This window comes from Streptomyces sp. NPDC054863 (genome assembly GCF_053610825.1).
The window spans coordinates 1-22,224 of record NZ_JBSGZD010000078.1 but is presented as its reverse complement, the minus strand read 5'-3'; the positions used below and the strand labels follow the sequence as shown (position 1 = coordinate 22,224).

Annotated in this window: 20 protein-coding genes; 8 read left to right on the top strand and 12 right to left on the bottom strand. The window is 70.7% G+C overall.

Annotation, left to right across the window (positions count from 1 at the left end; all coding sequences use genetic code 11):
- Positions 1–488: 488 nt before the first annotated feature.
- Complete coding sequence (locus tag ACWGIG_RS16820) at positions 489–2,912, bottom strand: HAD-IC family P-type ATPase (protein WP_453322359.1); 2,424 nt, start codon at positions 2,910–2,912, stop codon at positions 489–491.
- A gap of 231 nt (positions 2,913–3,143) precedes the next feature.
- Positions 3,144–3,434 (bottom strand): DUF2530 domain-containing protein, encoded by a 291-nt coding sequence (locus ACWGIG_RS16815; protein WP_453322358.1) that lies wholly within the window; start codon positions 3,432–3,434, stop codon positions 3,144–3,146.
- Between the two features lie 202 nt (positions 3,435–3,636).
- Here ACWGIG_RS16815 and ACWGIG_RS16810 point away from each other — a divergent pair, with 202 nt between their 5' ends.
- Positions 3,637–5,103 carry an NCS2 family permease gene (locus ACWGIG_RS16810; protein WP_453322357.1) on the top strand — a complete coding sequence of 489 codons (1,467 nt, stop codon included), beginning with the start codon at positions 3,637–3,639 and terminating at the stop codon, positions 5,101–5,103.
- A gap of 71 nt (positions 5,104–5,174) precedes the next feature.
- Here the strand turns inward: ACWGIG_RS16810 and ACWGIG_RS16805 are convergent, their stop codons facing one another.
- Entirely contained in the window at positions 5,175–5,384 is a 210-nt protein-coding gene (locus ACWGIG_RS16805; RefSeq protein WP_453322356.1) for a ribbon-helix-helix protein, CopG family, read from the bottom strand.
- 143 nt (positions 5,385–5,527) lie between these two features.
- On the opposite strand from ACWGIG_RS16805, the gene ACWGIG_RS16800 reads away from it, so the two are divergent.
- Together ACWGIG_RS16800 and ACWGIG_RS16795 are read left to right on the top strand one after the other, a co-directional pair.
- Entirely contained in the window at positions 5,528–5,965 is a 438-nt protein-coding gene (locus tag ACWGIG_RS16800; protein ID WP_453322355.1) for a MarR family winged helix-turn-helix transcriptional regulator, read from the top strand.
- A gap of 63 nt (positions 5,966–6,028) precedes the next feature.
- Complete coding sequence (locus ACWGIG_RS16795; protein ID WP_453322354.1) at positions 6,029–7,369, top strand: MFS transporter; 1,341 nt, start codon at positions 6,029–6,031, stop codon at positions 7,367–7,369.
- A gap of 79 nt (positions 7,370–7,448) precedes the next feature.
- On the opposite strand, the gene ACWGIG_RS16790 is transcribed toward ACWGIG_RS16795, so the two are convergent.
- Both ACWGIG_RS16790 and ACWGIG_RS16785 read right to left on the bottom strand, forming a co-directional pair.
- The gene (locus ACWGIG_RS16790; protein ID WP_453322353.1) at positions 7,449–9,104 is read right to left on the bottom strand and encodes an amidohydrolase; all 1,656 of its coding nucleotides are present in this window, start codon (positions 9,102–9,104) and stop codon (positions 7,449–7,451) included.
- A 31-nt stretch (positions 9,105–9,135) separates the two neighbouring features.
- Positions 9,136–10,581: an APC family permease gene (locus ACWGIG_RS16785; protein WP_453322364.1), complete on the bottom strand. Its 1,446-nt coding sequence runs from the start codon at positions 10,579–10,581 to the stop codon at positions 9,136–9,138.
- A 239-nt stretch (positions 10,582–10,820) separates the two neighbouring features.
- Between ACWGIG_RS16785 and ACWGIG_RS16780 the strand changes: the two genes are divergently transcribed.
- Entirely contained in the window at positions 10,821–11,723 is a 903-nt protein-coding gene (locus tag ACWGIG_RS16780; protein ID WP_453322352.1) for a TetR/AcrR family transcriptional regulator, read from the top strand.
- 131 nt (positions 11,724–11,854) lie between these two features.
- Here ACWGIG_RS16780 and ACWGIG_RS16775 read toward each other — a convergent pair whose 3' ends face one another.
- The gene (locus ACWGIG_RS16775; protein ID WP_453322351.1) at positions 11,855–13,573 is read right to left on the bottom strand and encodes an LPXTG cell wall anchor domain-containing protein; all 1,719 of its coding nucleotides are present in this window, start codon (positions 13,571–13,573) and stop codon (positions 11,855–11,857) included.
- Between the two features lie 256 nt (positions 13,574–13,829).
- Between ACWGIG_RS16775 and thpR the strand changes: the two genes are divergently transcribed.
- The gene (gene thpR, locus ACWGIG_RS16770) at positions 13,830–14,417 is read left to right on the top strand and encodes an RNA 2',3'-cyclic phosphodiesterase (protein WP_453322350.1); all 588 of its coding nucleotides are present in this window, start codon (positions 13,830–13,832) and stop codon (positions 14,415–14,417) included.
- 149 nt (positions 14,418–14,566) lie between these two features.
- Here the strand turns inward: thpR and ACWGIG_RS16765 are convergent, their stop codons facing one another.
- Together ACWGIG_RS16765 and ACWGIG_RS16760 are read right to left on the bottom strand one after the other, a co-directional pair.
- Complete coding sequence (locus ACWGIG_RS16765) at positions 14,567–15,565, bottom strand: aldo/keto reductase (RefSeq protein ID WP_453322349.1); 999 nt, start codon at positions 15,563–15,565, stop codon at positions 14,567–14,569.
- A 102-nt stretch (positions 15,566–15,667) separates the two neighbouring features.
- Complete coding sequence (locus ACWGIG_RS16760) at positions 15,668–16,213, bottom strand: MarR family winged helix-turn-helix transcriptional regulator (protein ID WP_453322348.1); 546 nt, start codon at positions 16,211–16,213, stop codon at positions 15,668–15,670.
- A gap of 25 nt (positions 16,214–16,238) precedes the next feature.
- Here ACWGIG_RS16760 and ACWGIG_RS16755 point away from each other — a divergent pair, with 25 nt between their 5' ends.
- Positions 16,239–16,775 (top strand): carboxymuconolactone decarboxylase family protein, encoded by a 537-nt coding sequence (locus tag ACWGIG_RS16755; RefSeq protein ID WP_453322347.1) that lies wholly within the window; start codon positions 16,239–16,241, stop codon positions 16,773–16,775.
- A gap of 64 nt (positions 16,776–16,839) precedes the next feature.
- Positions 16,840–18,024 carry an alpha/beta hydrolase family protein gene (locus ACWGIG_RS16750; RefSeq protein WP_453322346.1) on the top strand — a complete coding sequence of 395 codons (1,185 nt, stop codon included), beginning with the start codon at positions 16,840–16,842 and terminating at the stop codon, positions 18,022–18,024.
- 47 nt (positions 18,025–18,071) lie between these two features.
- On the opposite strand, the gene ACWGIG_RS16745 is transcribed toward ACWGIG_RS16750, so the two are convergent.
- The 4 genes from ACWGIG_RS16745 to ACWGIG_RS16730 all read right to left on the bottom strand — a co-directional run bounded on the left by ACWGIG_RS16745 (position 18,072) and on the right by ACWGIG_RS16730 (position 21,311).
- Positions 18,072–19,280 (bottom strand): esterase/lipase family protein, encoded by a 1,209-nt coding sequence (locus ACWGIG_RS16745; protein WP_453322345.1) that lies wholly within the window; start codon positions 19,278–19,280, stop codon positions 18,072–18,074.
- 277 nt (positions 19,281–19,557) lie between these two features.
- Positions 19,558–20,055: a peptidylprolyl isomerase gene (locus ACWGIG_RS16740; RefSeq protein ID WP_453322344.1), complete on the bottom strand. Its 498-nt coding sequence runs from the start codon at positions 20,053–20,055 to the stop codon at positions 19,558–19,560.
- 355 nt (positions 20,056–20,410) lie between these two features.
- Complete coding sequence (locus ACWGIG_RS16735; protein ID WP_453322343.1) at positions 20,411–20,626, bottom strand: hypothetical protein; 216 nt, start codon at positions 20,624–20,626, stop codon at positions 20,411–20,413.
- A complete protein-coding gene (locus tag ACWGIG_RS16730) occupies positions 20,613–21,311 on the bottom strand; it encodes a GDSL-type esterase/lipase family protein (protein WP_453322342.1) in 699 nt (232 codons plus the stop codon). The genes ACWGIG_RS16735 and ACWGIG_RS16730 overlap by 14 nt, the downstream gene beginning before the upstream one ends.
- Positions 21,312–21,370: 59 nt before the next feature.
- On the opposite strand from ACWGIG_RS16730, the gene ACWGIG_RS16725 reads away from it, so the two are divergent.
- Positions 21,371–22,224, top strand: an 854-nt coding sequence (locus ACWGIG_RS16725; RefSeq protein ID WP_453322341.1) for a WD40 repeat domain-containing protein, incomplete at its 3' end; no start/stop codon positions are given.

Sequence of the window (22,224 nt, the reverse complement as noted above, 5' to 3'; positions counted from 1 at the left end):
CCCTGGCCACGAGCCCCTGGCCCCTGGCCCTCTGGCCCCGTCTAGCCCCGTAGCCCTCTAGCCCTCCGCACCCGACCCCAGCCTCCTTACCCGACCGTCAGCCTCCTTGGGCAGCGGGGCCGCCCCCCGGGGGCGGGACGGGTGGGCAAGGGGGCGGCCCCCCACGCGGAGCCCCACCCTCGCTCCGGCACGTGCACCGGTGCGGGCCGGTGGGCCGCTTCGCGGGATGGCCCCTCCCCGCCCCTTCCCCTAAACCGCTCGCCGCGGGGCGGGAAAAGGGGCACGGCTCGCGCCGGTGGGGGCCGGGGTCCCGGGCTGCGCCCGGTGCACGGCTGCGCCGCGCGTCCTCAAACGCCGGACGGGCTGAAAGGGTGCCGGACGGGCTGAAAGATGCCCGACGGGCTAAAGGTGGTCGGGTGGGCTGAAAGGTGGTCGGGTGGGCTGAAAGGTGCTTGTTCGGATGGAGGTGTCCGTTCGGATGGAAGGGGTTAGGCCGGCCATTTGCGGCCTACCCACCTCCAGGAGCCCTCCAGCAGTACTGCCGCCGCCACCGCGATCCCGACCGCCGTCCACGGCATCGTCGTGCCGATCAGTTTGAGGGCGAAGAAGTCCTGGAGCCACGGCACTGCCAGGACCAGCAGGAATCCGGCGCCCATCGTCGCCACCAGTGCGATCCGCCACCACGTGTACGGCCTGGCGATGATCGCCAGGACCCACATCGACACCAGGAAGAGCGTCAGCGTCGCCGCGCTCGTCTCGGCGGCGAGTGCGTCGGGGCCCGAGTAGTGGGAGCGGGCGAGCAGGTAGGTGCTGAAGGTGGCGACCGCCGCGATGGTCCCGCTCGGGATCGCGTACCGCATCACCCTCCGTACGAAGTGCGGCTTGGCCCGCTCCTTGTTGGGCGCGAGGGCCAGGAAGAAGGCGGGGATGCCGATCGTGAGGGTGGAGAGGAGGGTCAGGTGCCGGGGGAGGAAGGGGTACTCGACCTGCGAGCAGACCACCATGATCGCGAGGAGGACCGAGTAGACCGTCTTCGTGAGGAAGAGGGTCGCCACGCGCGTGATGTTGCCGATGACGCGGCGGCCCTCGGCGACCACCGACGGGAGGGTGGCGAAGCTGTTGTTGAGCAGGACGATCTGTGCGACGGCGCGCGTCGCCTCCGAGCCCGAGCCCATCGAGACGCCGATGTCGGCGTCCTTCAGGGCGAGGACGTCGTTGACGCCGTCGCCCGTCATGGCGACCGTGTGACCCTTCGACTGGAGGGCCGCGACCATGTCCCGCTTCTGCTGCGGCGTGACCCGCCCGAAGACCGCGTTCGAGTCGAGGACGGCCGCCATTTCGGCCTGGTCGGTGGGGAGTTGGCGAGCGTCGATCGTGTTCTCGGCGCCCGGCAGGCCGAGCTTTCCGGCGACCGCGCCGACCGACACCGCGTTGTCGCCCGAGATCACCTTGGCCGCCACGTCCTGGTCGGCGAAGTAGGCGAGGGTCTCGCCCGCGTCCGGCCGCAGCCGCTGTTCCAGGACCACGAGGGCGGTCGCGGTGGCGCCCGCGCCCACCTGCGGGTCGGTCAGCTCGGAGCCGGTCGTGCGCGCGAGGAGGAGGACGCGCAGGCCCTGCGCGTTCAGGCCGTCGATCTCGGCGAGGGCCGGGTCGCCGGAGGGCAGCAGCACGTCCGGGGCGCCGAGCAGCCACGTCGAGTTCTCGCCCGTGCCGTCGCTGAAGGAGGCCCCGCTGTACTTCCGTGCGGAGGAGAAGGGGAGGGATTCCAGGACCCGCCACTCGGCCTCGTCCGGGTACTTGTCCTTGATGGCCTGGAGGCTGGCGTTGGGGCGCGGGTCGGACTCGCCGAGAGCGCCGAGTACCTGTCGTACGTACGCCTCGTCGGTCCCGTTGAGCGCCCGCAGCTCCGTGACGTCCATGCCGCCCTCGGTGAGGGTGCCGGTCTTGTCGAGGCAGACCACGTCGACGCGGGCCAGACCCTCGATCGCGGGCAGCTCCTGCACCAGGCACTGCTTGCGGCCGAGGCGGATGACGCCGATGGCGAAGGCCACGGACGTCAGCAGGACCAGGCCCTCGGGGATCATCGGGACGATGCCGCCGACGGTGCGGGCGACGGAGTTCTTGAAGTCGTTCTCCTTGACGACCATCTGGCTGATGATCAGCCCGATCGCCGTCGGGATCATCATCCACGTCACGTACTTGAGGATCGTGGAGATGCCGGAGCGCAGCTCGGAGTGGACGAGGGTGAAGCGGGACGCCTCCTCCGCGAGCTGCGCCGCGTACGCCTCCCGGCCGACCTTCGTCGCGGTGAAGGCGCCGCCTCCGGCGACCACGAACGAGCCGGACATCATGACGTCGCCCGGCTTCTTGAGGACCGGGTCGGCCTCGCCGGTCAGCAGTGACTCGTCGACTTCGAGGCTGTCGGCCTCGGCGACCTCGCCGTCGACGACGACCTTGTCGCCAGGACCGAGCTCGATGACGTCGCCCAGCACGATCTGGGAGGTGGAGATCTCGGCGGCCACCCCGTCGCGCCGCACCGTCGGTTTCGCCTCGCCGATCACCGCGAGCCCGTCGAGGGTCTTCTTGGCGCGCAGCTCCTGGATGATGCCGATGCCGGTGTTCGCGATGATCACGAAGCCGAAGAGGCTGTCCTGGATCGGCGCGACGGACAGCATGACGATCCACAGCACGCCGATGATCGCGTTGAAGCGGGTGAAGACGTTGCCCCGGACGATCTCCGCCGTCGAGCGTGAACTCCGGACCGGAACGTCGTTGACCTCGCCCCGCGCGATCCGCTCCGCCACCTCGGCCGCGCTCAGCCCGGCCGCGCGCACCGCGAGGGGCCCTTCGGAGGCAGGTGGTTCCACCGGGTGTACGGGATCCAGCTCCGCGCCCGCGTCAATGTGCGTCATGCACCCGACCGTACGACCGGATGTCCGGGCGCACCCGTCGAAGACCGGATTTCAGGGCCACGGGAAGACAAGATCCGACCTCGGTACGACGCGACTTGACCGCAAGATGTACATCGGCGGGGACTTTTGTCGGTTACGGGGTTGAAGAGGTGGTCCCCACGGGGCCGAGGGGGCTCGTTCCCTACGGGGCCGAGGGGGCTCGTACCTCACGGGGCCGAGGGGGCTGGCTCCCTACGGGGCCGAGGGGGTGCTTCGCCCGGCGGCCTCCGCCGCCTGCTGGGCCGCGAACCGCTTCAGTGCCGCGTCACGTCCGCGCACGTACCAGATGCCGATGAGGCCGAGTCCGGCGCCGGCCAGCGGCGTCCAGTACCACCAGAGCAGGTCGCGGTCGGCGAACCAGCCGTAGAAGGCGGCCTGGGCGAGGAAGATCACGAACCAGATGATCGTGCCACCGGTGATCGTGCCGACCACGGGCCCCTCCAGGGGCTCGGGTGCCTCGTGCTTCGCAGTCCACTTCGCCATGCGGCTCAGTGTAGGCCGCAGGAGGAAAGGGGCCGCGGGAAGGCCGTCGAGCCGGTCGGCTCATGGGTCTACGCGCGGAGATACCGATCTTCCAGTTATGCATTCATACTGAAACAACCGTCGTTTGACTGATTCTGTTCGTCGGAACATCCAAGTCTGACTGGTTCCCCGCCTTCCGTCGCTCCACCCCGTGAGGTCACGCATGCCCCCCGCCAGCTCCCCGGTGGACGCCGCCGAACAGCCGCCCGCCCCGAAGCAGACGCCCTCGCAGGGGCCGGTCAACGGACTCGACCGGTTCTTCAAGATCACCGAGCGGGGTTCGACGGTCGCCCGCGAGCTGCGCGGCGGTCTCGCCACCTTCTTCGCGATGGCGTACATCATCGTGCTGAACCCGATCATCCTCGGCAGCGCCAAGGACATGTACGGGCACCAGCTCGACAACGGCCAGCTCGTCACCGCGACCGTCCTGACCGCCGCCCTCTCCACGCTCCTCATGGGCGTCATCGGCAACGTCCCGATCGCGCTCGCGGCGGGCCTCGGCGTGAACACCGTCGTGGCGCTCCAGCTCGCGCCCAGGATGAGCTGGCCGGACGCGATGGGCATGGTCGTCCTCGCCGGTGTCATCGTCATGCTGATGGTCGCCACGGGGCTGCGGGAGCGCGTGATGAACGCGGTGCCGCTGGGGCTGCGCAAGGGCATCGCGATCGGCATCGGCCTGTTCATCATGCTGATCGGCCTCGTCGACTCGGGCTTCGTCTCCCGCATGCCGGACGCCGCGCACACCACCGTCCCGCTCCAGCTCGGCACCGGCGGTCACCTCAACGGCTGGCCGGTCCTGGTCTTCGTCCTCGGCGTCCTGCTCACGCTCGCCCTGATGACCCGCAAGGTGCCCGGCGCGATCCTGATCTCGATGGTCGTCATGACCGCCGTCGCGATGGTCATCCACGCGGTCGCCGACGTGAAGAGCTGGGGTCTGACGACCCCCGAGTGGCCCGGCAACCCGGTCGCGATGCCCGACTTCGGGCTGCTCGGCAAGGTCAGTCTGTTCGGCGGCTTCGAGAAGGTCGGGATCCTGACGGGTGTCCTGTTCGTCTTCTCGGTCCTGCTGTCCTGCTTCTTCGACGCGATGGGCACGATCCTCGCGGTCGGCGACGAGGCGAAGCTGACGGACGCGAAGGGCAACCTGCCGGGCGTCAACAAGGTCCTGCTGGTCGACGGTCTGGCCGTCGCCGCGGGCGGCGGCACCTCCTCCTCCGCCACCACCTGCTTCGTGGAGTCCACGGCGGGGGTCGGAGAGGGCGCGCGCACCGGTCTGGCCAACATGGTCACCGGCGGTCTCTTCGCGGCGGGGCTCTTCCTGACCCCGCTGGTCACGATGGTCCCGTCGCAGGCGGCGACGCCCGCGCTGCTCGCGGTCGGCTTCCTGATCCTGTCGGGCTCGGTCAGGGCGATCGACTGGAGCGACTACACGATCGCGATCCCGGCCTTCCTGACGATGCTGATGATGCCGTTCACGTACTCGATCACGAACGGCATCGGCATCGGCTTCGTCAGCTTCTGCGTGCTGCGGCTGGCGGCCGGGCGCGGGCGCGAGGTGCCGGTCGCGATGTACGCCGTGTCGGCGGTCTTCGCCTTCTACTACCTGATGCCGGCCCTGGGCCTCACCTAGGCGGCCCGGAGCGCGTACGTGCGGGGCGGTGCGGGCCTGCGGGCGTACCTACGGGCTCAGGGCTACGGGCCTCATGCGGCGCCGTAGAACTTCTCCGTCTCGTCGACCGCCGTCTTGAAGCGCTCGTCGAAGTCGTCGCGAACGAGCGTCCGGACCACATAGGCCTGGACGCTCATTCCGCGTTTCGCGGCATGGTCCCGGAGCCGGTCGAGGAGCTCGCCGTCTATCCGGAGGCTGAGCACCGAGGATTCCGTCGCTGGTGGAGTCGCTGGTGGGGTCACTGCCCCAGGGTCGGGCCGGGGCCGGGCGGTCCGTGTCACTTTCCGGCCCGCTCTCACTCGTACGGGTGACTTCTGCCACCACGCCCCCGTACCTCTGTGACGGGGGTGGTCTTTAGATTGAGTAATGAGTTACGCTAACAAACATGCCTGACCTGTCCCACGGCGACAACGCCGCCGCCGTGAACGCACTCCGCTCCGCAGTCATGCTGCTGGGCCGACGACTGAAGCACCAGCGGGTCGACGAGTCGCTGAGCCCCACCGAGATGTCGGTGCTCGGCACCCTCGCCCGCTGCGGCTCCGCCACACCCGGCGAGCTGGCCCGCAAGGAACACGTACAGCCGCCGTCGATGACCCGCATCGTGGCGCTGCTCGAAGCGAAGGGCCTGGTCAGGCTGGAGCCGCACCCCGAGGACCGCCGGCAGAAGGTGGTCAGACAGACCGAGACCGCCGAGGCGATGCTCGAAGAGAGCCGCCGCAAGCGGAACGTCTGGCTGTCCGGTCTCGCCGACGGTCTGGACGAGGACGAATGGGCGAAGCTGCGCGCTGCCGCCCCGGTCCTGGAGAAGCTCGCCCACCTGTAAGAACTGTTCAGGGTGGGCCCTGACGTCAACGACCCCGCGCGCCGCCAAGGAGGCGAACCCACTTTGAGTACGGGATCCGGAGCAGACTCCGCCCCCGCACCGACCACCCCCAAGCAGTCCATGTTCAGCTCGCTCAGGAACCGGAACTACCGGCTCTTCGCAAGCGGGCAAGTAGTTTCCAACACCGGCACCTGGATGCAGCGAATAGCCCAGGACTGGCTGGTGCTGTCGATCACCGGATCCGCGTCCGCGGTGGGCATCACGATCGCCCTGCAGTTCCTTCCGATGCTGCTCTTCGGCCTGTACGGAGGCGTCCTCGCCGACCGCCTGCCGAAGCGTCCGCTGCTCCTGGCCACCCAGTCCGCGATGGGACTGACCGGCCTGGCCCTGGCCGCCCTGACCCTGAGCGGACACGTCGAGGTCTGGCACGTCTACGCGACCGCCTTCGTCGGCGGACTGGTCACGGTCGTCGACAACCCCGCCCGGCAGACCTTCGTCGCCGAGATGGTCGGCCCCGCCGACATCCAGAACGCGGTCAGCCTGAACTCCGCGAACTTCCAGTCCGCGCGGCTGGTCGGTCCTGCGGTGGCGGGCGTACTGATCACCGCGGTGGGAAGTGGTTTCGCCTTCCTGCTGAACGGGCTCTCGTTCGTGGCGCCCATCGTCGGCCTGCTGATGATGCGCACCTCCGAGCTGCACAAGGTCGAGCGGGCGCCGCGCGGCAAGGGGCAGTTGAGGGAGGGACTGCGCTATGTCGCGGGCCGTCCCGAGCTGATCTGGCCGATCGTGCTGGTCGGCTTCATCGGCACGTTCGGGTTCAACTTCCCGATCTGGCTCTCGGCGTTCACCAGCGACGTCTTCCGCGAGGGTGCGGGGACGTACGGGCTGCTCAACACGCTGATGGCGGCGGGCTCGCTGGCCGGTGCGCTGCTGGCGGCACGGCGGGGGACGTCCCGGCTGCGGCTGCTGGTGGGGGCCGCGGTGCTCTTCGGAGTGCTGGAGGCGGTGACCGCCTTCGCGCCGTCGTTCTGGCTCTTCGCGGCGCTGATGGTGCCGATCGGGATGTGCGGCCTGACGGTCAACGTCACGGCGAATTCGAGTGTCCAGATGGCGACGGACCCCGCGATGCGGGGGCGCGTCATGGCCCTCTTCATGATGGTGTTCACCGGCGGCACGCCGCTCGGTGCCCCGCTCCTCGGCTGGATCACGGACACCTACGGTGCGCGGATCGGGTTCGCGGCGGGCGGTGTCATCTCCGCCGTGGCGGCGCTGGGCGTCGGCGCACTGCTGTGCAGGGTCGGCGGGCTGCGGCCGAAGCTGGACCTGCGCAGGGGGCATCAGCACCTGACGCTGGTGCCGAGCGCGCGGGCTGCTCGCCACAAGGAGCTGGTGGCGGTGGCGTAACGGCCCACCGCCCTGCGGGGGTCGGGGCCGGGCCGGGAGACCGACCGCTGTCGGGAGGTCCGTCCCGGCCCCACCCGGCTCACCCCGCCGCGTACACCTCCGTACCGCCCACGTACGTGGAGACGACCCGCGCCGAAGCGATCTCCTCGGGCGGGGCCGCGAAGATGTCGCGGTCCAGGACCGTCAGGTCGGCCAGCATGCCGGGGCGGATGGATCCGGTGTCGTCGAGGTGGTTCACGTACGCGCTGCCCGCTGTGTAAGCCGCCAGTGCGGCGCCCAGGTCGATGCGCTGTTCCGGGAGGAAGGCCGGGGTGGCGTCGGCGCAGCCCGGTTCGCGGCGGGTGACCGCGACCTGGAGTGCGGCGAGCGGGTCCGGGCTGCTGACCGGCCAGTCGCTGCCCGCGCAGAGGGTCGCCCCGGAGCGGAGCAGGTCGCCGAAGGGGTACTGGTGGGTGGCGCGCTCCGGGCCCAGGAAGGGGATGGTCAGCTCGTCCATCTGGGGTTCGTGGGCCGCCCAGAGAGCCTGGATGTTGGCCGTGGCGCCCAGCGCGCGGAAGCGGGGGATGTCGCAGGGGTGGACGACCTGGAGGTGGGCGAGGTGCGGGCGGGTGTCGGTCCGGCCGTTGGCCGCGCGGGCCGCCTCGACCGCGTCCAGTGCCTCCCGTACGGCCCGGTCGCCCAGTGCGTGGAAGTGCACCTGGAAGCCTGCCGCGTCGAGTGAAGTGACGTACGAGGCAAGGGCCTTGGGATCGATGAAGGAGATGCCGGAGTTGTCGGACGGGCAGCCGCAGGCGGTGAGGTAGGGGTCGAGCATCGCGGCGGTGTAGTTCTCCGCGACGCCGTCCTGCATGATCTTCACGGTGGAGGCGCGCAGGCGGTCTCCGACGGTCAACGCGTCGCGCAGGGCGATGAGTTCGGGGAGCTGTTCGGTGCCGCGGGCCCGGTCCCACCAGAGGGAGCCGGTCACCCGGGCGGTGAGCAGGCCGTCCCGGGCGGCCGACACGTAGGCCGGTGTCGCGTCGGCCATGCCCCCGTGTGCGCCGACCATGGCGTCCTGCCAGGCGGTGATGCCGTGGGAGTGGAGGAGCCGCTGGGCGCGCAGGAGTCCGGCGAGGAGTTCGGCCCGGGTCGGGGTGGGGACGTGGCGGGCGACCAGCCCCATCGCACCTTCCTGGAGCATGCCGGTGGGGACCCCGTCGGCGTCCCGCTCCAGGCGGCCGTCGGAGGGGTCGGGGGTGTCCGGGGTGATCGAACACAGCTCCAGCGCACGGGAGTTGGCGAGTCCGCCGTGGTGGTCGCGGTTGACCAGGTAGACGGGGCGGCCGGGGACGAGCGCGTCGAGGAAGTCGCGGGTGGGGGTGCCGCCGGGGAAGGCCTCCATCGACCAGCCGCCGCCGGTGATCCACTCGGCCTCGGGGTGCGCGTCCGCGTACGCGGCGATGATCGTGCGGTACTCGTCCGCCGTCTCCGCCCCCGTCAGGTCGCACTGGCCCATCTCGACGCCGCCGCCGACCGGGTGGACGTGCGCGTCCTGGAAGCCCGGTATCAGCAACTTCCCTGCCAGATCGACGACTTGAGTGCTCGGTCCGATCAGTGCGCGCACCTCGTCGTGGCCGACGGCGGCGATCCGCCCGCCGCGCACCGCGACGGTGGTCGCCCGGCTGCGGGCGGCGTCCACGGTGTGCACCGGGCCGCCGGTGAGGACGAGGTCTGCGCTCTGGTCGAACGTCGCCATGCGAAGTGCTCCTTGAAGAGGTGTGGGTGGATCAGAGTGCGGGGGTGCGGTCCATCGGCAGGACCACGGCGTCCGGGTCGGTGCCCCGGCCCCGCCCCTCGGGGGTGAAGTAGGGGGACTTGCGGCCCCACTTGGCGATCGCCGCCGCCACGAATCCGGACGCGACGACCACCACCGGAATGGTCAGCATGAACCAGCCGTTGTCGGGGCTCGCCTCGAAGTGGTCGCTCATCGTGGCGTAGTTGTACGCGAGGTATCCGCCGAGTCCGAAGAGGGCGAGGCCGCTCACCGCGGGCACGATCACGGAGGCGAGGGCCTCGCGGGCGCCCGCCCGCAGGTTGGCCCGGAAGCGGACCGCGCAGGCGATCGCGGTGAGGCCGTAGTAGAGGGAGACGATCAGGCCGATGGAGTTCACGGCGGTGAGGATCATGTCGTTGAGCTTGGGGATGCCGACCGCGAGGACCGAGATGGCGGCGGCGATGGCCATCAGGATCAGCGTGCCGAGCGCCGGGGTGCCGAAGCGCGGGTGGAGGCGGGACCACACCTTGCCCAGCGTACGGTCGCGGCTCATCGCGAGGTTGCCGCGGGCGGTGGGGATGACGCTCGACTGGAGCGAGGCGAACGCCGAGCACATCAGGGCGGCGAGGGGGAGCGAGGCCCACGGCTCGGAGGCGAGGTGGGAGCCGAGGAAGGTGAGGGCAGCGGGGCCGTTCTCGACCAGCTCACCGGTGCTCATGACCCGTTGGAAGGCGATCGACGCGAAGAGGAAGAGACCCAGCATGGTGAAGAGGGCGATGAACCCGCCCTTGGCCACGTCGCGCGGGTCCTTGCTCTCCTCGTTGACGCTGAACGCGGCGTCCCAGCCCCAGAAGATGAAGACGGCGAGGACGAGACCCTGGGCGAGCGACTGCCCGGAGCCGATCTCGAAGGGGTTCAGCCAGGAGAGCGAGAAGGGCTGGTCGCCGACGAGGATCGCCCAGCCGCAGAAGACGATCAGTACGGCGTACTCGAAGACCAGCAGGGCGAGCTGGAGGCGGGTGGCGCCCCGTACCCCCGTGATCGCGGTGATGGTGACCGCGACGAGCGCGACCAGGCCGACGACGGTGCTGATGCCGGTGGACGCCGGGTCGAGGGTGATTCCGAAGGCGGAGGTGAGACCCAGCTTGTTGAGGAACTGGAGGATGACCGAGCCGGTCACCGCCCCGGTGTACGCCATGAAGATCATGGTGCCGACGAGGATGACCCACCCCGTGAGGAACCCGGACCAGGGTCCGATGGCCCGCCCCACCCAGGTGTAACCGGCGCCGCAGTTGGGCTCGGTGCGGTTGAGGCGGGCGTACGCGAGGGCGATGCCGGCGATCGGCAGGAAGGCGAGGAGGAGGAGCACCGGCGTCTGCCGGCCCGCGTAGGCGGCCAGCGTCCCCATGCCGATGCCGATGCTGGTGGTGGCGGCGGTGCTGGAGGCGGCGATGGCCATGCCGTCCTTGACGCCGAGGGAGCGGCGCAGGGCGGGCGCCTGCGAGGGCGCCTGCGGTGGCACGGACGGTGGCTGCTGCGTGTTCGGGGGCACGGCGCACACTCCTGCGGGTCCTGGGCGTATGGGTGGTGTGCGCCGATGAAACAGTTGCCGTCAGACTTATGTCAATGGTGTTGACGTAACGCGGTGGTTAACTGGCCGCAGGTGGGAACGGAGATCGTCGAGGGGGCCTCGGAGCAATGGCAACGAAGGGTGCGCGGGGCGGTACGCGGGGTGACGCGCGCGGCGGTGCGGCGGATGCGGGCGGCGCAGGGGGCGGTACGCGCGGTGACGCGGCGCGCGTACCGGCTGAACGGAAGCGGCGGCGGCCGACGCGCTCCGGGGCCGTCCTGTCCGCGGAGTCGATCGTCGAGAAGGCGCTCGCCCTGGTCGAGGAGCACGGCGCGGAAGCCCTGACCATGCGCAGGCTGGGCCAGGCCCTCGGCGCCGACCCGAGCGCGGTCTACCGCTACTTCCGCTCGGTGGAGGACCTGCACCTGGCGCTCGGCGACCGCCTGATCGGCGACACGATGGAGGGCTTCGTACCGGACCAGGACCCCGCCAACTGGCGTGCTTCGCTGAGGGAGTTCGGGATACGTGCCTACCACTCGGCCCAACGCCACCCGCGCGCCGCCCTGTTGAGCGGCTTCCGCGTCACCCGCCTCCCGAACGAACAGCGCGCCATCGACACGGGCATCGGCCTGCTGCGCGCGGCAGGCTTCGACGAGGAGACGGCGGTACGCCATTACCACGCCTTCGTCGACACGGTCCTGGGCCACGCGGCCCTGGACGCGGCGGTCCAGGGCCTGCGCCCGGAACAGCAGGAGGCGGACGCGGGGGCGTGGGAGTCGGCGTACGCGGGGGTGTCGGAGGAGGAGTATCCGCATCTGTACGCGGTGCGGGAGCACCTGCCGGTGATGGCGCGATCGGCGTTCGAGGGGGCGCTGGATCTGGTGCTGGCGGCGATCGAGGGATCCAGGCCGTCGGGCGGCCCCGGTCCGTCGGGTGACCTTGGCCCGTCGGGTGACCTTGGCCCGTCGGGCGGCCCCGGTCCGTCGGGCGGCCCCGGCCCGTCCGGCAATTCCGGCCCGTCCGGCGTGTGAGGGCGAGGCGGCGCAGCCGCGCGCCGGGTGCAGCCCGGGACGGCTGCCATGCCGGCGGGGAGGCCGACGGCCCGGCGCGTACGCCACGGGTGGGTGGCGTTGCTGCCGGGCCGTCAGTCACTCACGCGGTCTCACTTCCCGTGCGCACCCCTGCGGCGACGTCCGCGAAGCACCAGCACGCCGCCGGCAGCGATGACCAGCAGGCCACCGAGGGCGCTGTAGGTGACCACGGTGTTGTTCGCCCCGGTGGAAGCCAGGTCGCCGGACGTGCTGCTCGGGGTCGGCCGGCCGACGGGTGCGCCGACCGCCCCCTGCGCACGGGTGCCGGTCGTGCCGGGGGCCGAGACGACCGGCGTGACGGCGGTCGGCGTGGGGGCGGGCGTCGGCTTGTCAGCGCCGGCCGTCCCTGACGCGGGCTTCAGCTGAAGCGTCGTGATCGAGTACGGCGGCAGCGTCTGTGCGACCGCCGTGCCCCGCTTCGCCGTCTTCAGGGCAGTGTCTCCCTTGGCGTGCGAAACGGTCGTGACCGCCCCTGGGGCCGGGGTGAATCCGGCGTACGAGAGCGACACCGGCGCCGCGTTCTGCGGGCTCTTGTTGATCAGCATGACGTTCAGGCCGCCGGTGCTGCTGCGCACCGCGTGCACCGAGACCGACGCGTTGCCCGAGGACGACTCGACCATGGTGTCGCCGGGCTTCGCCAGTGCGGTCAGCGAGCGGATGCCCCAGTAGATGGGGAAGGGCGTGTCGCGCGGCGGTTCGCACTTCTCCCCGACGCAGGTTCCGGCGGAGAGCACACCCCCGTCCTGGTAGTCGGTCTCGCCGTGGACGGTGGTGGGTGCTTGGTCCGTGCCGTTGTGCAGGTTCCACCAGTCCACGTGGGTCGCGCCCTGCTCGAACCAGGTCATGTAGGTGTCCGGCGCGAACAGGGCCGCGGTCTGGCTGGTCTGGGCGGGCGAACCGACGGCGCCGTTCTCGGTGACCGCGATCTCCACCGAAGGGGCGCGCGAGCCCGCGTACTTGGCGATCAGCGAGCGCAGCGAGGAGGTGACGCCGGAGATCCGGGAGGGGGTCTTCAGCAGGTCGGCCGTGGTGGTGCCGCCCGGATACCAGTGGACGATGACGAAGTCGATCGACTTGCCCGCGATGGAGAGCACCGTGTTGTTCCAGTCGGCGCTGTCACCGGGAGCCTTCTCCGCGTCCGGCCAGTAGCCGGGGGTGGTGAGCACCGCTCCGATCTTCACCTTCGGGTCCACGGCCTTCATCGCCTTCGAGTAGGCGACCAGGTTCTTCCCGTACTCCTTCGGGCTCTTGTCGGCGTGCTTGTCCGTTTCCCAGCCCTTGCCGTTGCCGTAGTGCCCGTTGCCGTAGACCTCGTTGCCGATCTCCCAGTACTTCACGCCGTAACCCTTCTCGACGTTGGCGTACTTGACCCAGTCGGCGGCCTCCTGGGGGGTGCCGGATCCGTAGTTCGCGGTCAGGATCGGCTGGGCGCCGACCTTCTTCGCGGTGGTCATGAAGCGGTCGAAGTTGGTGTGGGAGGGGATCCAGCCGCTGCCGTCGCCGTAGGTGTGGGTCTTCCAGTGGTATTCGTCCGCGCCGGAGCCGCCGGGATAGCGCAGTTGCCGAACTCCCGCGGCCTTCATCAGCGATGTCACCTTGGGGGTCCCCATGTGCTCGTCGCCGAAGCCCGTGTTGAGGCCGACACCGGTGCTGGGCACCGTGCCCAAGGAGGTACGGGCATCGACACTGATGCCGACGGTCGGCGCGGCGCCCGCGCCGGGCGCCAGGGCGCCGACACCGGCCGAGGCGGCCAGCACCGCCACCGTCCCCACGACAGAGTGCCGGAGCATCCGGCTACGGCGGGGCGTGCGATCCCGAGGCGTCGGCTGCTCGGCGGATATCGGGTCGTCTGGTGACACGTGGGGCTCCGATCAGGTGCTGATACGGAGGGCGTAGCGCCGCTGATCACGGCTCGCCCTCGTCGGTACACCCCTAAGTGGCCACCCGGAGCGGAAAGGTTGCCGTCCAAATTACTTTTTCGCCGAGACGCGGAGGCCGAGGCCGGGCGGTTCCGTTCCGCGCCGCAGGCACCCGCACACTGGCCCGATGAGACTCTTCGTGGCCGTTCTCCCCCCGCCCCCTGCCCTCGCCGAACTCGCCCAGGCCGTCGACCAGTTGGAGAAGCTTCCCGGTGCGGAGGCCCTGCGTTGGACCGGGCGGCCCGGCTGGCACTTCACGCTCGCGTTTCTCGGTGAGGTCGAGGAGGAGCGGATTCCTCCGCTCCAGCGTGCCCTCGGGTACGCCGCAGCCGGTGCGGCCCCCTTCCCCCTCGCCCTGCACGGCAGCGGGCACTTCGCGGGCCGCGCCCTCTGGGCCGGTGCGTCCGGTGACACCGTCGCCCTGCGCCGGCTCGCAAGGGCTGCTGCCGATGCCGCCCGGGAGGCCGGGGCCGAGCCCGACACCGGCCTTCCGTTCCGCCCCCACCTCACCCTCGCCCGCACCCGTGGCCGACGCGAAGGGGCGAGGGCGGGGGATCCGGACCTCGGTCCGTACCTCGCCGCCCTCGCCCCATTCACCGGCACGCCCTGGACGGTGTCCGAGCTCGCCCTCGTACGCAGCAATCTGCCCACCCACGGAGTACGTGGTGCGGGGCCGCGCTACGAGACCGTCGACGCCCGGCCGCTGGGCCGGTGAGCCGGACCGCCGGGCCTTCCGGTTACGCTCGATGCGTGAATCCCAAAATCCGTAACCAGATCATGGCCGGCGTGCTCGTCCTGATGTTCGCCGTCATCGCGGTGGCGTCCCTCGCGGGCAACTAGCAGGCCCCGGCCCCCGTACCGCTCCTACCAGGCAAAAGCCTCCGGCGAAGCTCCGGGTCCCGGGAAGATTTCGTCCAGTTCCGCCAGCACCTCCGCCGACAGCTCCAGCTGAGTCGCCCGCAGTGCGGACGCGAGCTGGTCGGCGGTGCGCGGGCCGACGATCGGCCCGGTGACGCCCGGCCGCGTCAGCAGCCAGGCGAGCGCCGCCTCGCCCGGCGCGATGCCGTGCTTGTCGAGCAGGTCCTCGTACGCCTGCACCCGGGCCCGCACCTCCGGCTTCGCGAGCTCGTCCGCCGCCCGCCCCGAGGCGGTGCGCGCGCCGCCGCCCTCGCGCTCCTTCTTCAGCGCGCCGCCCAGCAGACCGCCGTGCAGCGGCGACCACGGGATGACCCCGAGCCCGTACTCCTGCGCCGCCGGGACGACCTCCATCTCGGCGCGCCGCTCGGCGAGGTTGTACAGGCACTGCTCGCTGACCAGCCCGTACGAGCCGAGCCTGCGTGCGGTCTCGTTGGCGCGGGCGATGTGCCAGCCGGCGAAGTTCGACGAACCGGCGTAGAGGACCTTGCCCTGCTGGATCAGTACGTCGACGGCCTGCCAGATCTCCTCGAAGGGGGTCGAGCGGTCGACGTGGTGGAACTGGTACACGTCGATGTAGTCGGTGCCCAGCCGCTTCAGACTGGCCTCGACCGACCGCCGGATGTTCACGGCGGAGAGCTTGTCGTGGTTGGGCCACGGCTCCTCGCCGTCGCCCGCCATGTTCGCGAAGACCTTCGTCCCGAGGACGACCTTGTCGCGCCGTCCGTCGCCCTTGGCGAACCAGGACCCGATGATCTCTTCCGTACGGCCCTTGTTGTTGCCCCAGCCGTAGGCGTTCGCGGTGTCGAAGAAGTTGACGCCCGCGCCGAGTGCGGCGTCCATGATCGTGTGGCTGTCGGCCTCGTCGGTCTGCGGTCCGAAGTTCATCGTGCCGAGGACGAGACGGCTGACCTTGAGTCCGGTGCGTCCGAGCTGTGTGTACTTCATGACAGCCAAGCCAACGCCTTCGAGCGCGCTCGATGCAAGGGGGCGAACGGGGGGCGGGTGGGGTGGCCGGTGGGGTGGCCGGTGGCCGGGGCTGCCCCGGGACTACCCGCCCAGCCAGCCCGCCGTGTCCAGGCGGAAGCGGTCCGACGGCGGCACGACCGTGCGGAGCGCCGACTCCAGGTCCTGTACGCGGTCCTGGCCGACCGTCGCCGCCCACTCCGCGCGCAGGGTTTCGAAGATCGCCGCCGAGCGGGTCAGGGCGTCGAGGCCGTGCGGGGTGAGGCGGACGAGTTTGCGGCGGGCGTCGGCCGGGTCGGGGGCGGTGGTGGCGTAGCCGAGGGCGGTCAGACGGTCGACGGTCTTGCCCGCGGCCTGCTTCGAGACGCCGAGGCGGCGGCCCACCTCACTGGCCGTGGCGCCCGCAGGGCCTGACGCGCCGATCGCCTGCATGGCGAAGCCGTGCGCGGGGCGTGCGTGGGGGTGGCCCTGAGCTGCGAGTTCTTCATGCAGGCGGTCGATCAGGGAGCGGAAGCCGGCGAAGAGGAGGAAGGGGAGTTCCCAGCCGGGGGTGGCGTCCTGATCCGTGCTGCCGGGGGCAGATCCCTTGCCCGAATCGACAACCTGGTTTACTTTCTTATCGTCAACCATGTTGTCGATTCTAGGGGATGGTCACGTGCGAGCCGACGATCTGCGATTCACCGAGCACACCCTCGACACCGCGCCCGCCGGATCCGTCCGGGCCATGGAGGGCGTGGTCAAGGGTTTCGGATTCCTGCCGCCGCTCGTCGCGAAGCAGGCCGAGTCGCCCGAGCTGCTCAACGGGTTCCTCCGGCTGAGCGCGCTGTTCGAGAGCGCGACGCTGGAGCCGGTCGCGCGCGAGGTCCTGATCATGACCGTCGCGGCCAGGAACGAGTGCGGCTTCTGCGTGCGGATGCACGCGGGCAAGCTGGAGAAGCTGGGGGTGGGGCCCGGGGTCATCGAGGCCCTGGAGAAGCAACGCACCCTGGAGGAGGGGAAATGGGAGGCAGTGCGGGTTTTCACGCATGCCGTGATGGATACGGCGGGAGATGTGGACGCCGCGCAGTTGGAGGCGTTCTACGCGCACGGGTACAGCAGGCGCAACGCCCTGGAAGTGGTGCTCGGCATCGGGGCGTACACCCTGTCCACGTTCGCGAACCGGCTCGTCGAGCACGGGGAGCGCCAGTCCTAGGTCGGGGGTGGGGCCTTACTTTCGGCAGGGGTGGGGCCGGGGTGGTTCTCCGTACGTTCGGTGCATGAGCCGAAACGTGAACCGAAACCGCCGCCTCGCCGCCTCTGCCGCAGCTCTCGTCGCCCTCTCCCTCGCGGTGCCGCTCGCCTCGGCGGGCACCGCCTTCGCCGCCCCCGGGCCGACTCCCGCTGCCGCTTCCGTCTCCGCCTCCGTACAGCTCCAACTCCCCTCGCCGAGCGGTAAGTTCGCCGTCGGCAAGAAGGACCTCCATCTCGTCGACCCGTCCAGGACCGACCCCTGGGTGCCCGCCGCCGGGAATCGCGAGCTGATGGTGTCGATGTACTACCCGGCGCGCAGAGGCGGCGGGGGCACGCCCTCCCCGTACATGGGGCGGGACGAGGCCCAGCTGCTGCTGGAGGGGATCCGGCGCGCGGACGCGTTCCCCGCCGATCTGCTCAGCGGCACGCGCACCAACTCCCGTACACATGCACGTCCGTCGGGCGGCAAGTACCCGCTCGTCGTGCTCTCGCCCGGGTTCACCCTGCACCGTGCCACCCTCACCATCCTCGCCGAGGAGCTGGCCAGTCGCGGGTACGTCGTCGCGCTCGTCGACCATGCCTACGAGTCGTACGGAACCGCCTATCCCGGCGGTCGCACCCTCAAGTGCGCCGCCTGCGTCGGCGGCGGCATGCAGCGGACGCCGCAGGTGCGGGCCGCCGACGTGTCCTTCCTGCTCGATCAACTCCTGGGCGAGAGGAGCGAGTTCAGGGGAATCATCGACCGGAAGCGGATCGGTATGGCCGGGCACTCCATCGGGGGCAACAGCGCCGCCGTCGCCATGGCGGGGGACGCGCGGATCAGGGCGGGGGCGAACCTCGACGGCGGGTTCCAGGACGAGACGCCCGGTGCGGGGCTGGACGGCCGGCCGTTCCTGCTGCTCGGCACCGACGCCACCCATCGGCCCGAGCTCGGCAAGGGCAAGTGGCTGGAGGCGTGGGGGCGGATGGACGGCTGGAAGCGGTGGCTGACGGTCGCGGGTGCCGGGCACTACTCGTTCAACGACGTGCCCGTGCTGGGCGGGCAGCTGGGTGTGGTCGACCCGAGCGCCCCCCTCTCCGGGAAGCGCTCGGGCGAGATCACCCTGGGATACGTCGGGGCCTTCTTCGACCTTCAGCTGAAGGGGAAGCGGACCCCGCTGTTCGACGGGCCGACGGAGGCTGATCCTGAAGTCAGCTTCCACAACCCGTGACCAGGTCTGTGACCGGCTCGGTGACCAGGTCTGTGACCGGCTCCGCCCTAGCCGGGGAGCTGATTCACGATCCACGACCCCAGCTCCGGCGTCATCGACGTGTGCGGTCCGCTCGTCGGCGCGCACAGGAAGTCGTGCAGGCCGCTGTTGCCCTCCGGGATCTTGCGGAGGTCGGCGAACGGGTCCGCCTCCGGCGTCGACAGGTCGAAGTCCAGCAGGTCGACCGCACTTCCCGTCGGCACGAAACACGTCGCCGGGTAGTGCGCGGTCGCCGGCGCGCCGAGCGCGCTCAGCAGCTGCGCCACCAGGTCGAAGTTGACGAGGGTGCCGCCGGGGGCGCCGTCCATCTCCGGGACGGTGTCCGTGTGGACGGGGATCGGCTCCGTGCCGGTCTTGGCCAGTTCGGCGACCAGCGCGCCCCTGCCCTGCCGCTGCGTGTACAGCCTCGTACCGGCGAGGTCGCCCTCGGCGGACAGGGCGAGCTGGTCGGCCTTGATGCCGTTGCCGATGCCCTGGCCGTCGCCGTTCGCCACGCCGATGAGGCGGGGGACCGAGGGCCAGCCGCCGAACCGCTCCAGCTCCTGGAGGAAGGTCTTGCGGTCGTCGTGCATCCCGGGCTCGCCCTGCAGCCGCTCCGTGTGCCAGCGCAGCATCTGCTTCGCGGCGGGGCTGCTCACCAGGCCCAGCATCCGCGAGTCACCCAGCAGGTACGGGATCAGCTTCTGGATGCCGATCGGCAGCCAGACGCCCCGGTGCGGGGTGTCGTACGAGACGTAGAGCTCCGTGCGGTGCTCCGTCCGCTGCCGCTCCAGCTTGGCGAGCGCCAGCCGGGTGATCAGGCCGCCCATGCTGAAGCCGCCGACGGTGAGGGGGGCTTGGCCGTCCTGATGGGCGATCACGGTCCTGATGCACTCGATCGCGACTTCCGCGTTCTCGACGATCGACTTCGTGCGGTCCTCGTAGCCGAGGAGCACGAGGTCGTGGCCGCGCTGGTGCAGGGCGGAGATGAACTTGTAGTCCGGGGAGCCGTCACCCTCCAGGCCGTGGTGGAGCTCGTTGTACGAGCTGGGCAGGCTGGAGAAGCCGTCGGAGAGGACGACGGGCTTCTGTATCGCCCGGCGGCCGGGCACCCGGTACACCCACGCGGTGCCACCGTCGCGGAGCGGCCAGGTCTCGTCGGGGCGGGGGGCTTCGGGGAACGCGGCGCGGGCGCGGGGGTCGAGGTCGCCCCAGAAATTGACCACAGGTGCAGACATGCGGGCCTCCCGTACGTCGGGTGATCCACCGAGGGTGCTCGGCAGGGCACTGAACGTAGTCGGGCGCGTGGGGAGGAATGAACCGGTGGGGGCAGCTTTGGCTACAAAGCATTGGTGTGGGCGGAAAGTGTTCCGGGCGGTTTTTGGCCATGTATGCGCAGGTGCCGTTGACGCCGGCGGGGTGTGTACGCGCCGAAGCCCGGCGGCACCGTGAGGTGCGCGCCGGGCTTCGGGGTGGAGCGGTGCTACGGGTGCTGCCTGGTGCTGCGGCTGCTGCTCAGAGCTGGCCGGAGGAGGCGATGGTGATCTTCGCCGAGGTGCGGCCGCTCTGCGAGCCGAGCGACTCGATCTTCTTGACGATCTTCATGCTCTCCTCGTCAGCGACCTCGCCGAACACGACGTGCTTGTTGTCGAGCCAGCCGGTGACGATCGTGGTGATGAAGAACTGCGAGCCGTTGGTGCCCGGGCCCGCGTTGGCCATCGAGAGCTGGCCCGGCTTGGTGTGCTTCAGCGTGAAGTTCTCGTCGGCGAACTTCTCGCCGTAGATGCTCTTGCCGCCGGTGCCGTCGCCGCGCGTGAAGTCGCCGCCCTGGAGCATGAACTCCGGGATGACGCGGTGGAAGGAGGAGCCGGCGTAGCCGAAGCCCTTCTCGCCCGTGCAGAGGGCGCGGAAGTTCTCCGCGGTCTTCGGGACGACGTCGTCGAAGACGTTGAAGGTGATGCGGCCCGCGGGCTCGTTGTCGATGGTGATGTCGAAGTACGTCTGGATCGTCATGGGGGCAATCCTGACACCTGGGGGGCGGGGGCGGCCAACCGGGATGCGTCATCGCAGGTCAGGTCGTGGGTGGGGGGTGTCCCGGCCCCGTCGTCGGCGCCGGTGACGAGCGGCGTGCCCGCGCTGCCGGACCCGTGCGGGCCGGCCGGGGTTCCCGCGGAGCCGGGCGGCGGCACGACGACGCGGCCGGGGCCGTCGGGCGGTTCGGGCGGCTCGGCGGAGATCCTGCCGCACGACAACTGAGCGGGGCGGTGAAGGGTGCCCGGGGTGGGGGACACCGTTTCCCGCGCCCCCGGTGCGGACCCGCGAACAGAGCCTGGGCGCCCCCGGTGCGGACCCGCGAACAGAGCCTGGGTCAGCGGCAGTTGGGGCCGGTCCAGTCCGGGTCGTCCTGGGCCGTGGGGAGCGGGTGGTAGCCCTCGGAGTAGTGGTTCGTCCAGCCGCAGACGCCGCATGCGTAGCGGCCGTCGAGACCCGCTATCTCGGTGCCGCAGCGGCGGCAGTTCGTGTACGTGATCTCCGGCGGGACCGGTGCCGGACGGGGCGCTCGGGACGGCTTACGCGAATTCATGATTCACGGAGTATGCGGCACCGACGCCCCAGGCCTGGTGCATCGCGTCGGCGAAGGCCGCGGCGAGTTTGTGTTCGCCGGTGGGGCCCGGGTGCGTGCCGTCGTACGTGTCCGTGTGGATGTCGTACGTGGGGTGGGGCGTGGCCAGGAGAAGGGGCGAGCGGGGTTCGTCCCGGTCGGCGACCGTCTTGGCGAGGAGTTCGTTGAAACGGGTGCACTCGGCGGCGAAGGGGGCGTCGCGTTCGGCGCGGACGTTGGGGATGACCGGGTGGACGGTGATCGCGATGCGTGGGTTCGCGGCGCGGGCCTCGGTGAGGAAGAGGTCGAGGTTGGCGGCGGTCTGCTCGGCGTTCGTGTAGAAGCCGAGGTCGATCAGGCCGAGGGAGACGAGGAGGGTGTCCGCGCCGGTCGCCCCGACCGTGGCGCGGACGGCCGGCGCCATGTGCAGCCAGCCCTCGCCCCAGCCGGCGAGGTGGCGGCGGGCGGGGGCCGGGAAGCCGTCGGCGGCGTACGCGTGGGAGGTGGCGGCGGCGGAGGCGGGGTCGTACAGGGCCGTGCGGGGACCGACGATCTCGTAACCCCCGGGCATCGTCGCTTCCAGGTGCTGCCACATGCGGTAGCGCCAGGTGAAGTCGCCGGGACAGCCGATGGTCATGGAGTCGCCGACGAAGAGGAAGCTGCGCATCCGATCATCATCGGGGATGCGCTGCGGGGGCCGCACCGTGATGCTGAACACTTGGGTCCATGCGCTCTTCCCGTATGTGTGTTGCCGTGACCGCCGCCGCCCTGGGGGCCGTGCTCGTGTCCGCGCCCGCCGCCCTCGCGGACGAGGAAGGGGGCTTCACGGTCAAGGACCCCCGGATCACCGAGTCCAGCGGTCTGGCGGCGAGCCGTGCGCACCCCGGCGTGTACTGGACGCACAACGACCAGGACGGGCCGTACGTCTACGCGGTGGACTCGAAGAGCGGGGAGACCGTCGCGCGGATCACGATGCGCGGGGTCGGCAGGCCGCGTGACATGGAGGCGGTCTCGGTCGGGCCGGACGGCTCCGTCTACGTCGGGGACATCGGGGACAACCTCGGCGGGAAGTGGGACCACGTGTGGATCTACAAGTTCCCCGAGCCGAAGGTGCTGAAGGACCGGACGGTCGACACCGCGCAGTACGACGTGAAGTACGCGGACGGGGCGCGGAACGCGGAGGCGCTGATGGTGCACCCGAAGACGGGACGGGTCTACATCGGGAGCAAGGAGGAGGAGGGCGCCGGGCTGTACGAGGGGCCCGCCCGGCTCTCGACGAAGGGGACGAACACCTTCCGGAAGGTGAGCGGGGTTCCGTGGGTGACGGACGGCGCGTTCTCGCCGGACGGGAAGAGGCTGGTGCTGAGGTCGTACCTCGGGGCGCAGGAGTACGACTGGAAGACCGGCGGGCGGGACCTCGGGGAGGGACGGCCGCTGGGCATCGGGTACCGGGGGCAGTCGGAGTCGGTGACGTTCGCACCGGACGGGAAGTCGATGCTGTTCGGGGCGGAGGGGGAGGGGAGCGAGGTGGTGCGGTTGCCGGTGTCGCCCGGGGAGGACTCCTCCGGCGAGTCGTCCGA

Bases quoted from the DNA above. Each gene is read 5' to 3' on its own strand.
- ACWGIG_RS16750 (WP_453322346.1), top strand. From the start codon at position 16,840: ATGAGCCGAAACGTGAACCGAAACCGCCGCCTCGCCGCCTCTGCCGCA.
- ACWGIG_RS16775 (WP_453322351.1), bottom strand. From the start codon at position 13,573: ATGCTCCGGCACTCTGTCGTGGGGACGGTGGCGGTGCTGGCCGCCTCG.
- thpR (WP_453322350.1), top strand. From the start codon at position 13,830: ATGAGACTCTTCGTGGCCGTTCTCCCCCCGCCCCCTGCCCTCGCCGAA.
- ACWGIG_RS16740 (WP_453322344.1), bottom strand. From the start codon at position 20,055: ATGACGATCCAGACGTACTTCGACATCACCATCGACAACGAGCCCGCG.
- ACWGIG_RS16780 (WP_453322352.1), top strand. From the start codon at position 10,821: ATGGCAACGAAGGGTGCGCGGGGCGGTACGCGGGGTGACGCGCGCGGC.
- ACWGIG_RS16760 (WP_453322348.1), bottom strand. From the start codon at position 16,213: ATGGTTGACGATAAGAAAGTAAACCAGGTTGTCGATTCGGGCAAGGGA.
- ACWGIG_RS16730 (WP_453322342.1), bottom strand. From the start codon at position 21,311: ATGCGCAGCTTCCTCTTCGTCGGCGACTCCATGACCATCGGCTGTCCC.
- ACWGIG_RS16820 (WP_453322359.1), bottom strand. From the start codon at position 2,912: ATGACGCACATTGACGCGGGCGCGGAGCTGGATCCCGTACACCCGGTG.
- ACWGIG_RS16810 (WP_453322357.1), top strand. From the start codon at position 3,637: ATGCCCCCCGCCAGCTCCCCGGTGGACGCCGCCGAACAGCCGCCCGCC.
- ACWGIG_RS16785 (WP_453322364.1), bottom strand. From the start codon at position 10,581: ATGGCCATCGCCGCCTCCAGCACCGCCGCCACCACCAGCATCGGCATC.
- ACWGIG_RS16765 (WP_453322349.1), bottom strand. From the start codon at position 15,565: ATGAAGTACACACAGCTCGGACGCACCGGACTCAAGGTCAGCCGTCTC.
- ACWGIG_RS16800 (WP_453322355.1), top strand. From the start codon at position 5,528: ATGCCTGACCTGTCCCACGGCGACAACGCCGCCGCCGTGAACGCACTC.
- ACWGIG_RS16735 (WP_453322343.1), bottom strand. From the start codon at position 20,626: ATGAATTCGCGTAAGCCGTCCCGAGCGCCCCGTCCGGCACCGGTCCCG.
- ACWGIG_RS16815 (WP_453322358.1), bottom strand. From the start codon at position 3,434: ATGGCGAAGTGGACTGCGAAGCACGAGGCACCCGAGCCCCTGGAGGGG.
- ACWGIG_RS16790 (WP_453322353.1), bottom strand. From the start codon at position 9,104: ATGGCGACGTTCGACCAGAGCGCAGACCTCGTCCTCACCGGCGGCCCG.
- ACWGIG_RS16745 (WP_453322345.1), bottom strand. From the start codon at position 19,280: ATGTCTGCACCTGTGGTCAATTTCTGGGGCGACCTCGACCCCCGCGCC.